This window comes from Pseudochrobactrum sp. sp1633, assembly GCF_030376605.1.
Lineage (GTDB): Bacteria > Pseudomonadota > Alphaproteobacteria > Rhizobiales > Rhizobiaceae > Pseudochrobactrum.
In genome coordinates, this window is record NZ_JARRAE010000022.1 from 1 (window position 1) to 12918 (window position 12918).

11 protein-coding genes are annotated in these 12918 nt (G+C 50.9%); 8 read left to right on the plus strand and 3 right to left on the minus strand.

The features are described 5' to 3' along the window. The 3 genes from P8H26_RS16420 to P8H26_RS16430 form a co-directional block, all read left to right on the plus strand. On the plus strand, positions 1 to 286 hold a 286-nt coding region (locus tag P8H26_RS16420; protein WP_289634214.1), incomplete at its 5' end, for a hypothetical protein. 132 nt (positions 287 to 418) lie between these two features. Next, positions 419 to 1426, plus strand: a complete 1008-nt coding sequence (locus P8H26_RS16425) for a helix-turn-helix domain-containing protein (RefSeq protein WP_289634215.1) — start codon at positions 419 to 421, stop codon at positions 1424 to 1426. A 146-nt stretch (positions 1427 to 1572) separates the two neighbouring features. Beyond that, the gene (locus tag P8H26_RS16430) at positions 1573 to 2070 is read left to right on the plus strand and encodes a peptide deformylase (protein ID WP_289634216.1); all 498 of its coding nucleotides are present in this window, start codon (positions 1573 to 1575) and stop codon (positions 2068 to 2070) included. Positions 2071 to 2138: 68 nt separating this feature from the next. Here the strand turns inward: P8H26_RS16430 and P8H26_RS16435 are convergent, their stop codons facing one another. Continuing rightward, entirely contained in the window at positions 2139 to 3761 is a 1623-nt protein-coding gene (locus tag P8H26_RS16435) for an ABC-F family ATP-binding cassette domain-containing protein (protein ID WP_289634217.1), read from the minus strand. 243 nt (positions 3762 to 4004) lie between these two features. On the opposite strand from P8H26_RS16435, the gene P8H26_RS16440 reads away from it, so the two are divergent. The 4 genes from P8H26_RS16440 to P8H26_RS16455 are packed head-to-tail and all read left to right on the plus strand — an operon-like array spanning position 4005 to position 7547. Continuing rightward, positions 4005 to 4778: an ABC transporter permease gene (locus tag P8H26_RS16440; protein ID WP_289634218.1), complete on the plus strand. Its 774-nt coding sequence runs from the start codon at positions 4005 to 4007 to the stop codon at positions 4776 to 4778. Next, the gene (locus P8H26_RS16445; protein ID WP_289634219.1) at positions 4771 to 5520 is read left to right on the plus strand and encodes an ABC transporter ATP-binding protein; all 750 of its coding nucleotides are present in this window, start codon (positions 4771 to 4773) and stop codon (positions 5518 to 5520) included. The genes P8H26_RS16440 and P8H26_RS16445 overlap by 8 nt, the downstream gene beginning before the upstream one ends. A 22-nt stretch (positions 5521 to 5542) precedes the next feature. After that, complete coding sequence (locus P8H26_RS16450; protein ID WP_289634220.1) at positions 5543 to 6511, plus strand: ABC transporter substrate-binding protein; 969 nt, start codon at positions 5543 to 5545, stop codon at positions 6509 to 6511. Positions 6512 to 6530: 19 nt separating this feature from the next. Next, the gene (locus tag P8H26_RS16455) at positions 6531 to 7547 is read left to right on the plus strand and encodes an MsnO8 family LLM class oxidoreductase (protein WP_289634221.1); all 1017 of its coding nucleotides are present in this window, start codon (positions 6531 to 6533) and stop codon (positions 7545 to 7547) included. A 65-nt stretch (positions 7548 to 7612) separates the two neighbouring features. Here P8H26_RS16455 and P8H26_RS16460 read toward each other — a convergent pair whose 3' ends face one another. Further along, on the minus strand, positions 7613 to 10969 hold the full coding sequence (locus tag P8H26_RS16460) for an autotransporter domain-containing protein (protein ID WP_289634222.1): 3357 nt from the start codon (positions 10967 to 10969) through the stop codon (positions 7613 to 7615). Positions 10970 to 11129: 160 nt separating this feature from the next. Here P8H26_RS16460 and P8H26_RS16465 point away from each other — a divergent pair, with 160 nt between their 5' ends. Continuing rightward, positions 11130 to 11939, plus strand: a complete 810-nt coding sequence (locus P8H26_RS16465) for a DeoR/GlpR family DNA-binding transcription regulator (RefSeq protein WP_289634223.1) — start codon at positions 11130 to 11132, stop codon at positions 11937 to 11939. A 42-nt stretch (positions 11940 to 11981) separates the two neighbouring features. Here P8H26_RS16465 and P8H26_RS16470 read toward each other — a convergent pair whose 3' ends face one another. Then, the gene (locus P8H26_RS16470) at positions 11982 to 12917 is read right to left on the minus strand and encodes a diguanylate cyclase (protein ID WP_289634224.1); all 936 of its coding nucleotides are present in this window, start codon (positions 12915 to 12917) and stop codon (positions 11982 to 11984) included. Between the last annotated feature and the right edge of the window lies 1 nt (position 12918).

Below are 12918 nucleotides of genomic sequence, written 5' to 3' on the forward strand. Positions count from 1 at the left end.
CACACTTTCCACCCCTCTTTATCCCCTCACCCACCAACAAAAGCGATCAAAACAACCCAAAACGCACCGCACATATATCAAAACCCCACCACAAACCCTTGTTTCGACTCACAAAAACAGAATCAAAACAGGAAACACAGAACAAAGAACCCGTGAAAAATTCATCAAAAACGGAATCAAAAGACTTCAAACCGCAAAAAACACGATTCTACGTCTGAATTTTCAGACTCACCGCACAGGATTCGCTTTACGCCACACACAGTCCTTATTGTTTGATGCAAAATGAATATTAGATAGATCTGGATGCCGCTGACAGAGTCGGCATTATGAACGCGTAATCAGATTGCATTCGGTTCGTGTTGATAATGCGTGTCTGCGTTTCTCTTTAGTCGTAACAATGTCCGGGATACTTTCGCATATGTCACTCCTGCGCTCCGTATTCGATACAAATTCGCTGCCTGAAAAGAAGCGCGTTCCACTCTGGCGTGACAGTGCAACATCTGTGTGGGACATCTCAGCAATTACAGACGAGACATTCCACGCCAGTGTTGATGCATTTCATGCTGCGGATTTGATGTTTGGTACGGTTACGAGTTCCGGACAAAAGACTGAGCGTATCGGATCGCGGATCGCCGCAGACAGCCTCGATTACTATATGCTTCAATTCTATGTTCGTGGTCAGCGTAGTGCGACCACGCGCGGGCAGGAACAGTTGGCCGCTGACGGAGATATGCTCGTGGTCGATATGGCTCAGCCAATCCAAACAGCCTCAACTACCTATCAGAGTTTTGACCTTGTTATGCCAAGACGCCTGTTCGATCCGCTTTTAAAGAATCCCGACACACATGGCGGACGACGCCTTGCTGCTGAATTGCCTTTGACGGCCCTGCTTCGCAGCCATGTTCTGGCGCTCTATCGTGCCGGACCACATATGACATCGGCGGATGCAATTGCCATGCAAGGACCAACATTGGCCCTGGCTGCGGCCGCCCTGAACGGAACAATCAATGAAGAGCAGACCGTACCGCTTCGCACTGCAACCTGGCTGGCGGTGCGCCGTCACATTGAAGATAACCTGACTGACTTTACATTGAGTGCAAATCGGGTCGCGAGGCATTTTGCTCTTTCACGCGCCACATTATATCGTGTTATGGGGCACGTGCACGGCTTTCACACTTATATACGCCAGCGACGCCTCTACCGGTGTCGTGATGATCTCGCTAATCCGGCGCATCATCACTATACGATTAGTGAGATCGCCGCGAGCTGGGGTTTTGCAAACGCCTCCGCTTTCAGCGCACTGTTCTCCCGAACCTTTGATATGTCTCCGCGCGATTATCGGGAACTGGCATTCAGCAAGGTTTTGGACACGTCAGACACAAGTTCAGAAATCGACTGGAGCCGGTGGCTGGCTGCTATGCGATAACGAGCCGGATAAAAATCACGCAGCATGTGCACATGCTTATTAAAGCGGTGTGTATTCGACCTGTTCATGGCGCCGGTTTTGCATTAATCAAAAAACACCATGCGAAATACCGCACTCCTTTTGCCTTCCATATATAAAGCAACACCATGACCATACGCCCGCTCGTTCAATATCCCGATCAGCGCTTGCGACAAGCTGCTGAAACCGTCACCCTGTTTGACGAAACCCTGCGTGTGTTAGCGGATGATTTGCTGGATACAATGCGGGCAGCTCCGGGGATCGGCATCACGGCCTCCCATATCGGCATACCAAAACGTATCGCTGTGCTGGAACTATCTGCCGGTGAGACTGTCAAAATCTACATTAATCCTGAAATCATCTGGACGTCTGAAAAGATGATCCGTCATCAGGAAGGCAGCGTTTCTATGCCGGGGGTCGTCGATGAGGTCGAACGTCATGCCGCTGTGCATATCCGTTATCAGGATCTGGACGGAAAAGAGCATATAGAAGAGTCTGAGGGTTTGCTTGCCGTTTGCCATCAGCATGAGATTGACCAGATGAACGGTATTTTCTGGATTCAGCGTCTCTCGCGTCTGAAACGCGATCGTTTGATCAAGCGCTATGAAAAATTGTACCGCCGGTAATTGCGGTGTTTGCCTTTCTTTATAATAAGAACGCCTCCCGAAGATCATCTTCGGGAGGCGTATTCATTTTAACTATGCAAACCCGGTGCTTCCTGACCTGTGCTTTCCACATATTCGGTATAGCCACCGCCATATTGGTGAATACCATCAGGTGTCAGTTCCAAAACACGGTTTGAAAGTGCCGACAAGAAATGTCTGTCATGCGAAACGAACAGCATTGTGCCTTCATAGGTTGAAAGCGCCTTGATCAGCATTTCTTTGGTATCAAGATCAAGGTGGTTGGTCGGTTCATCAAGCACCAGAAAATTCGGCGGGTCAAACAGCATGGCCGCCATCACCAGCCGTGCTTTTTCACCACCGGAGAGAACACGGCATTTCTTTTCAATATCATCGCCTGAAAACCCGAAACAACCGGAAAGAGCGCGTAAAGGCGCCTGCCCCGCTTTTGGAAAGCGCTGCTCCAGCCACTCAAGAATAGTGCTGTCACCATCCAGAATATCCATCGCGTGCTGCGCAAAATAGCCGAGCCGCACACTGGCACCAAGTGTGACAATGCCTTGATCCGCTTCCGTTGTGCCGGTAACGAGTTTTAGCAAGGTCGATTTACCCGCCCCGTTAACACCCATAATGCACCAGCGCTCGCGACGACGCACCATAAAGTCCAGACCATCATAAATCGTCCGGCTGCCATAGGTTTTATGCACGCCCTTCAGGTTAACAACATCTTCCCCTGAACGCGGCGGCGTTGCAAACTCGAATGCAACAGTCTGACGGCGGCGCGGTGGCTCCACGCGGTCGATCTTTTCCAGCTTTTTAACTCTGCTCTGCACCTGCGATGCATGGGAAGCGCGAGCCTTGAAGCGTTCAATAAATTTGATCTCTTTGGCAAGCATTGCCTGCTGACGCTCAAACTGCGCCTGCTGATGCTTTTCGTTCAGCGCACGCTGACCTTCATAAAAAGCATAATCGCCGGAATAAGTTGTCAGGGAGCCGCCATCAATCTCGATAATTTTGGAAACGATACGGTTCATGAATTCGCGGTCATGCGAAGTCATGAGCAACGCGCCGTCATAGGTTTTGAGAAACTCTTCCAGCCAGATCAGGCTTTCAAGGTCAAGATGGTTGGAAGGTTCATCAAGCAACATAACATCGGGACGCATCAGCAAAATACGGGCAAGCGCCACACGCATCTTCCAGCCGCCGGATAGTTTGCCGACATCACCGTCCATCATTTCCTGACTGAAGCTCAACCCCGCAAGAACTTCACGCGCCCGTCCATCCAGTCCGTAGCCGTCCAGCTCTTCATAGCGCGCCTGCACTTCGCCGTAGCGCTCGATAATCGCATCCATCTCATCCAGACGGTCAGGATCGCACATCGCGGCTTCAAGTTCACGCAGTTCAGCGGCAACAACACTCACCGGACCCGCACCATCCATCACTTCCGCAACAGCTGAGCGTCCGCCCATTTCACCAACATTCTGATCAAAATAGCCAACGGTCACACCCTTCTCAACCGTGACCTGACCTTCGTCCGGCTGATCTTCGCCGGTAACCATACGGAATAAGGTTGTCTTACCCGCACCGTTCGGCCCGACAAGGCCAATCTTTTCACCTCGGTTTAAAGCCGCAGACGATTCAATGAAGAGAATACGATGGCTGTTGGACTTGCTGATATTGTCAATGCGGATCATGAGTAGGGAGGCCTTTTGATTTTGCACCTCCCTATGCCACGCCTTAGGCTCACTGTCACGTCATGCCTGCAGAGTTGTGCCAATCTGTATTTTTTACGGACAAACTATCTGTGCTGTGACCACAGACACCGGGAAACAATTTGCCGCATGATCTGATGCATCACGCAAACATGACTTGAAAAATCAAGATTATGCTATACTCAATCGCAAAACTGCTAATAGCCTGCAATGTATTGAGTCAGAATGATTACCCGCCGATATTTTACCACCATTTCTGTGTTTGCCGGTTTGCTCGGGCTTTGGTGGATAGCAAGCACTTTCGGCTGGGTTAACCGGTTTTTGCTTCCGCCTCCAGCAAAAGTAGCCAATACATTTTGGGAATTATTGCAATCCGGTGAGCTTGCCCGCCACACGCTCATCAGTATGCAGCGCGTCGGGCTTGGCTATATTATAGCTGTCATGCTCGCCGTTTTACTGGCGGCACTCTTCTCCATCAGCAAGCCGGTCCGCAATATTCTCGATCCGTTGCTGGAATTCATGCGGCAAATTCCGCCGCTGGCGCTTATGCCGCTTCTCATGCTCTGGCTGGGTATCGGAGAAACGCAGAAAGTCGGCATCATTATTCTTGCGTGTTTTTTCCCGATTTTTCTCGGCGTGCGTGGCGGTATTGCCCATGTGGATCAAAAACTGGTTGAGGTGGGAAAAGTCTGCGGTCTGAGCAAAACTGAAATCATGCGGCGTATTATTCTGCCCTCTTCACTTCCGGCCATTGTTATCGGGTTGCGCATCGGTCTTGGCTATAGCTGGCGAGCACTGGTTGGCGCAGAACTCATCGCCTCATCGGCAGGGCTTGGCTATCTCATCGTTGACGCAGAAAACCTTGCACGCACAGACATTGTGCTGGTCGGTATTTTAGTGATCGGCATCACCGGCCTGATCGCCGATCAGGTTTTGAAGCGCGTCATCAGTCACTTCGCCCCCTGGCTTTCAACAGATCTGGAGACGGCCCGTGCTTGAGCTTCAAAATATCGGGCGGCACTATCAGGTTGCTGAAAAACATGTCTCGGCTCTGAGCGGGATCACTGTAACCTTAGCCAAGGGAAGCTTCACGACAGTTGTCGGTCGCAGCGGCTGTGGAAAAACGACACTGCTGCGCATTCTTGCCGGTCTGACAGAGCCGACTGAAGGCACATTGACCCACAAGGGCACAGCAAAGCTGACCGTGGGCGTGGTGTTTCAGGATGCCCGTCTGATGCCCTGGCTGTCAGTGATTGATAATGTTGCCTTTGGTCTTAAAGGCCGCCTGCCACAAGATGTCATCATGCAGCGTTGCGTTGCCGTTCTGGAATTAGTGAACCTGACTGCCTTTCGCAGTGCTATGCCCGCCCAGCTGTCCGGCGGCATGGCACAACGCGTTGCTATTGCCCGCGCCTTAGTGATGGAACCTGATCTGCTGCTGCTCGACGAACCCTTTGCGGCACTGGACGCCTTTACCCGCCGCTCCATGCAAAATGAACTGGTCGGCATCTGGCAGAAACGCAAACCGACAATCGTTTTCGTAACGCATGATGTTGAAGAGGCTGTGTTGCTTGGACAAACCGTTCTGGAGCTGGATCAGGGCACATTGGCCGGTACTGCAATGATTGATCTGCCCTATCCGCGCGATCCCACAGATTCCCGTATTTCCCTGCACCGGCGCACGATTTTGCAGCGGCTTTTAACGCCGCAAGACGCCGTGCCGAACCATAACACCAATTGATAATGTAATCTGGAGCCTCCCGATGAAATACCTGTCCTCTTTTGCGCTTACCGCTGCAATGATCCTGCCATTTGCAATCCAGCCTGCACTGGCAACCGAAAAGCCAGACACCGTGCGTATTACTTATGTCTCCGCACCGTTCAACGTGCCGTCCATCATCATGCGTGAAAAAGGCTATCTGGATGAGGCGTTTGCCGCGCACAATATTAAAGTTGAAAGCCCGGTTATAACCTCCGGTGCGCAGCAGACGCAGGCTATCGCTGCCGGTGAAATTGATATTGCCAGTGTTCTTGGCGGGACATCCGCCATTCTGGCAAAAGCCAATGGAATTGATCTTAAAATCGTCGCGGCTTATGCCCGCTCACCTAAAGCTTATTTTCTGATGACGCAGGCATCAGGCCCTGCAACCCTCGCAGATCTGAAAGGCAAGAAAATTGCAGGTCCAAAAGGCACTGTATTGAACCAGCTGCTGGTATCGGCGCTTGCCTCACAAAATCTGACGCTGAGTGACGTGGAATATATCAACATGGATCTGAGTGCCGCCCGTGCAGCCCTGCTCTCGGGTCAGGTTGATGTTGCTACCCTTGCAGGCAACGGCGTTGTGCAGGTTGAGCAGGCCGGTGGCAAAGCCCTCACAAACGGCGAAGGCTTTATCAAGCCAACCACTGTGATTGCTGTGCGCGGTGCATTTCTTGAAGAGCATCCTGATCTCGTGAAAGCCTATTTTGCAGCGCATTATAAAGCGCTCGATTTCATGAGCCAGCATCCGGAAGAAGCAATGGAAATTGCATCAAAAGAGCAGAAGATCTCAATCGAAGATGCAAAAAAGCAAATGCCGCTTTATGACTTCACCCCTGTTATGACAGAAAATGACGTTGCAAATCTGACCGCTGATCAGGCCTTCATGATTGAAGCAGGTATGCTGCAGAAAGACAGTGCCATCGACATTAAAGCCGGTCTGGTTGCACCATCCGCCTTCTCAAAAAACTAATCTGACAGGAAAAGACGTTATGAAGCTCTCGATCCTTGATCCGGTGCAAATCCCGAATGGCAAAACCTCGGCGGAAGCAGTTCAGGGATCGCTCGCTCTGGCTCAACGCGCTGAAGAACTCGGTTATCACCGCTATTGGCTTGTTGAGCATCATAATGTTCCCTATGAGGTTAATCCCGCGCCTGAGGTGCTTGCTGCGGCACTTGGCTGTGCAACAAAAACAATCCGTATCGGCGTTGGCGGTGTACTGCTCAATCATTACAGCCCCTACAAAGCTGCCGAAGCCTTGCATACACTGAACGCCCTGTTTCCGGGGCGTATTGATGTGGGTATTGGCCGTGCCACCGCAGGTATTGAGGCCGATACCGCACTCAGGCGTCTGCGGGACACGGAAATTCCCGATGATCATGCGCAGCAGACAGAGGAATTTGCCGGATGGCTCGGCAATGACCTGCCTGAAAACTCGCCGTTTCATCAGATAAAGATTATGCCGGATCAGCCTGCCCGTGTGCTGCCTTGGGTATTGGCAGCAACCGAAGCCAGCGCCAAACGCGCAGCAATTCTTGGCTTGCCGCTGGCATGCAGTGCCTTTCACCAACCTGAAAATGCACCGCTGGCAATGAAAGCCTATTATGAGCATTTCCAGCCATCGCGGTTTGCTGCGGGTGTTCAAAAACCTGAAACACTGCTCGCAGTTCGTCTGATTGTTGCTCCGACGCAGGAAGAAGCTGAACGTCTGGCAATGCCGATGCGGGCAGCTTTTAAATTACGCCGCAAAGATAATATCATGCTGGACCATCTCCCCACACCGGACGAAGCAATTGCAATGATGGGTGGCGTATTGCCTGCGGAAGACACGGACTGGCCGGCTTACGTGATTGGCACGCCTGAGCGGGTTAAATCTGTTCTGGAGCGCATGATGCGGGAAACGCAAGCAACAGAAATTATGGTGCAGGATGTGCTGCATGATGCGCAATTGCGTATCCGTCATTATGAATTACTGGCCAAAACATTCGATTTATCCGGTCAGGCTTAAACAAAAACCGCCGGTTTCCTGTTCAGAAAACCGGCGGCTTCTTTTGCGATATGTTTAGCAGAAGATCAGAACGTTATCCCCAGTTTGGCATTAACGGAGTTACTCTGATAACCGGAGCCGAACTGGCCACGATAGCTGATGTCAAAACTGGCCTGCTCACTGGCTTTAACATCGAAACCTGCCTGCACCAGCGCTGTATCTTGCGCAACAGGAATACCCGAAATGTCGAAAGCTGTGCCCGAGGCAAAAGAGGCACGGCTGATCGGATCTGTATCGCCGAAAGCATGCTGCCAGCCCAGTGTGCCATTGAGGCTGGCTTTCACATCACCCAGCACAACATCCGTTGCCGCGCGAAGACCAAGCGTTGTGAAAGTGGTGCTCATTGTATTGCCGTCAATGGTCAGAGCAGCATTACCGCCTGCTTCTTTAAACCCGTCTGTTTTCACCGATACATAGGCCAGATTAGCAAAAGGCTCAAACACAGCAGTGCCTGTTTGCAGCTTATGGCTGAGTTCACCGAAAGCCTGCACTGTACCTGCATCATAATCCGCAGTGAGTTTTTCTGAAAAATCAGGGAACCGGACTGAGCGGCTAATATCCACGGAATGCCAGCTATAGGCCAGACCACCGCTCAGAGCTGTGTTGCCCCAATGTGCACCGCCGTAAAGACCGAGATGATAATTATCGCTCTCACCCGAGGATGCGCGGTTATCAACGTCAAAGCTGGTACGGCTGTAACCGGCCAGAGCACCTAGTCGCGCATTATCTGCCACTTCCGCATCATAACCCGCAAACACACCACCGGTTGTCTGGCTGAGTCTTGCTGCATTATTATTCAACGCGTTTTCGCTCCATGTGCCAAAACTCTGCAACCACAGAGCTGCAGGAGCATCTTTCTCAGAGGCAACCTGTGCACCTTTCTGTGCTGAGGCATCCCCGAAAGCACTCCGCAGACGATCCTGCGCGGCATTGCGCAGATCAGCACTCGCATTAACCAGCGTAGTTCTGGCAGATGCATAAATCTCACCGGATAAAAGATTAAACGCATTCAGCGCATGCTCTTTACTCTCCTGTCCGACAACGGCATCATAAACCGCATTGCCACTCCCCAGAACCTCGACTGAAGCTGCAACTGAACGCTGATTTTCCGTTTCACCAATGGCATCAAAAGCAATCTGATTGCGCAGCACATCCAGATAGACTGCCTTCGGATCATAGGTCAGACCAAGATTGATAAACGGCATATTCTGGCTCAGATCAGCAAAGGTGCCGCTGATCCCTGCATCAGCAGTCATGATCGTATAGCGGCTGTCCGGCGCATAAGTGCCTGTTGCTTTTTCTACATAAAGCTTAGCACCGTCGATTGAAGCCGTTCCCGCAGCATGCACATGATCGGCACTGCCATCCGGATTAATTTCCAGATGATAGAGGGCACCGGTATCCATCACCAGATCACCGCTTGTCGTTAATGTGCCAATGGAATTTCCCGGAGCCAGCACGCCGTCTGCAGCAATATGAATTGCACCGAATGTACCAGCGCCGCCAATGAAACCGCCGTTACGCACAGTAACAGCGCCTGCCACCGAAGCATCACTATGATCCGCATCGCCAACAATCAGCCCGCCGCGTTCAACCAGCGTTCCGCCCGTATAGCTGTTGGCCGCATTCAGCGTTAAAACACCATCGCCGCGTTTGGTAAGACTGCCGGTTCCGGTGATTGCCTGATCAACTGAGAGATTATTTCCCGCAGCAACCACATCAATCCAGCCTTTTCCGTCCAGCACAACTTTACGGTCAAGCTTGTTCATGTCGTGCCCTGCCACACGCAAACCACCATCATTCAACCGCAAATCAGCGGATGCGCCTCCCAAGGCTGCATCATCATCAACAACGACTGTTCCGCCATCTGAAATCACAGTCTCCCCGATGAAATTGTGATTATCGATACAATAGTCTCTGACAGCCTGAGCAAACCGCGCATCCGTTGTCTGACAATTGAGAAGCGTTTGCTTTTCTTCTGTCGTCAGATCTTTCAGGATCGGATTGCCGTTCGCATCCGCAATCTGACCGAGATAAACATCATTACGGTTGTTATTTCTGGTCAGATAAAATTCTTTATTCTTTGTCTCGAAACCGGATGCATCCGCGCCCCAGATAAGGCGGCTCTTCGTATCATCACCATCTTTATAGGTTTCAAGCTTAGGACCAACCCAGCGCAATGTTTGCGCTATCGGATCGTGGTCAGAAAGCGAATTGCCATTTGGCAGCAAAGCAGGCTTTGAAAGCGTACCGGACCATTTTCCGTTATCAACAATCTCCACCCATTTGGCGAAAGGGCGCGACACCATAATATGGTCGATATTCGCTCGGTCCCAGCTCTCCCATATATTGGTGGCTTCTTCACCGTCACTGGTCCAGGTTGCACGCTCATCCCCGACATCACTTGGTTTGAACTGCTCTCTGTTTCTGTCCAGCTGGATGAGCTGATGCTGCTGCTTCAGAATATTCATCGTTACCGGCAAATTATTCGCGACCGGATAGGTTTCATTGACCAGACCAATATCTTTTTTGGCCTTATAGGCCTTTTCAAGGGCAGTGCCCCATTGGTTGTAAGACAGGGTATCAATATTGGAACCAGGATATTCTGCCTGAATAATTGCGCGATATTTCGCTGTATCAGCCAATCCCAGATATTCTGCGGCCAGCGCAGCATAAAGCTTATTACCGGTTGCTTTTTTTATCAGCCGCAACTGCGCATCCACACTCAGCAGGCCGCGCTCGGAAATATCACCGGCATTTAAATCGCCAACGAGGATTGTCGGCACAAGATTGGATTGCGCCAGCTTATTGGCATCTTTTGCCTGATTGATCCGGTTAACCGGTGCATCCGCATAATTGAAATGGCGCCCCTCAATAACAGTGTCGGGGAAGCCATTGCCCGCTTTCATCAGAATAGTATTGGGAGCCAGATATTCCGTATTGCCACTGGAAAAGACCATTCCGCTGCCTTCGCGCGCCTCATGGTCTTTGATTTTTTGATAGGTACCGAGTTTATCCGTCTGCCCGTTGAGCAGATCCAGCGTATTTTTTACATGCGCGCCGACAACACTGTTGCCCTGCCATGTTTTACCGCTGTTATTATAAAGCTCGGGCATAACCAGCACATCGGGAGCAACGCCGAGCAGCAGATCCTGCATCGTCTTATTATAAACCAGCGCACCGTTCTTCTTTGCCTCAGCATCCCACATTTTGGAATCGGCACCATTATTCCAGATATTAAATCCCATAATGGTCAGCGAAAAATTATCGCTTTTTGCCTGCTCAGCCTGTGCACTGGTGCTGATCGCCGCGAACAGCAATGCACCTGCAACCCCTGCTCCCAGACCAGATTTATTTTCTGTCCCTGCCCGCGGTTTTCTCATCGTCACAATTTCCTGCTAGTAAGATTGAGAATAATTAAATGTTGCTTTTCTTACATTAGCTGAGTTTCATGTCAGTTTTTATACAATGCCCGCCTAGTGCAGGCTTTACCTTGACGCATCAGGGCAGCAGCACGTAAGAAACGGTCATCGGGGGTCTTCCATGCAACTTGAAAACTCTGCGCCAGCAGGCGGAAATAAAAAAGAAAGCCGGCAGGCTTTTTTGCTCAGCTATATTGAGCAGCATCATTATATTTCCATAGAAGAAATCGCGCGGTTGTGTGCTGTCACCATGCAAACAGCTCGGCGCGATATTATGGCGCTGGAAGCCACCGGAAAAGTACGCAGAATTCATGGCGGGGCAACCATTGCCACCCCTGTGGATCCGGGAACATACCGTCAGAGACGTCTTGATCAGGCTGCCCAAAAACAGGCAATCGCCGCTTTTGTTGCCAATATTATTCCTGATAATGCGACACTTTTCATTGACACCGGAACAACCTGCGAAGCAATTGCGCGTGCACTGACAGACATCCGGCAAGGCCTGCGAATTGTCACCTATAGCCTGCGCGTCGCTTCTATCATCAGCGAAAACTCTGAATTCGCGCTGGCAATTCCCGGTGGTTTTGTCCGCGCGGTCGACGGCGGTATTTTTCAGGAAGACACGCCGGATTTTATAAACCGCTTCAAATTTGACTATGCGGTGATTTCAGTTAGCGGCATCGATGATGATGCAGATTTGTGTGATGACGACCGCACAGAAGTTGCAGCCGTTTCCAAAGCACTCAATCAGTCACGGTACAAATTGCTGGCCGTAGACAGCAGCAAATTTGGTAAAAGCGCGCTTGTAAAACTAGGCGCCCTGAATATCGTGGATGCCGTGATAACAGACAGCGCGCCACCACAAAATATTATTCAGAAAATACAGGCCTATAATATGCAGCTGCATCTGTGTGAAACAGCCGACCCGTAGAACACATCGCCTGTTTCAATCATTCTGATACAGAAGATCACGTTATTCCGTTGAAAAACTGATCTCCTGTGCACTGAACACAGTGCTGAATATTTCATTGCGACCGGCGCGTTTGCTTAAATAGAGCTGGCGATCAGCATAGGCAATCCACTGCGAAGGCGAAGTATCCGGCAGACAGCATGCTGATGCAACACCTATACTCACGGTGACACAAGGGCTGACCGTGGATTCCGGATGCGGAATTCTCAGTGAACTGACCTGTTCCTGAATTTCTTTGGCGACCTGTACAGCCGCTTCATGATCACGTCCCGGCAGAACGCAGACAAACTCTTCGCCGCCATAACGTGCAGCCAGATCCGTTGCCAGATGAATTGCGCGTGTCAAAGCAGCAGCCACCATAGCCAGACAGCGATCCCCCGCCGGATGGCCAAAAGTATCGTTAAACCGCTTAAAGAAGTCGATATCGACCATAATAACCGACAGCCATTCACCGGAATGTGCCAGTTTAGCGGTTTCCTGCGCTAATGTTTGCTCCAGATGACGGCGGTTGCTTAAGCCGGTCAGTGCATCTGTTACCGCCATCTGCGCGAGCTGGTCGCGCAAGCTCTTCAGTTCAATATGATTGGCAACACGGGCGCGCAAAATGACAGGCTGGATCGGCTTTGTAACATAATCAATCGCACCGGCAGACAAGCCACGCACTTCTGCATCCTGATCATTCAGTCCGGTTGTAAAAATGACCGGAATATCGGCGAGCATGCGTTCTTTTTTCAAACGCTTGCAGACCTCATAGCCGTCAATACCGGGCATCAGCACATCAAGCAAAACCAGGTCAGGTAAAACGGTCTGCGCCACCGTCAGCGCTTCTTCGCCGGACGTTGCAAAACACACCTCATACTCATCTTCGAGTGCTGCGCTCATAATCTCGATATTTGAGATTTCATCATCCACAATGAGGATGACTGCCCGGTCTGTCATA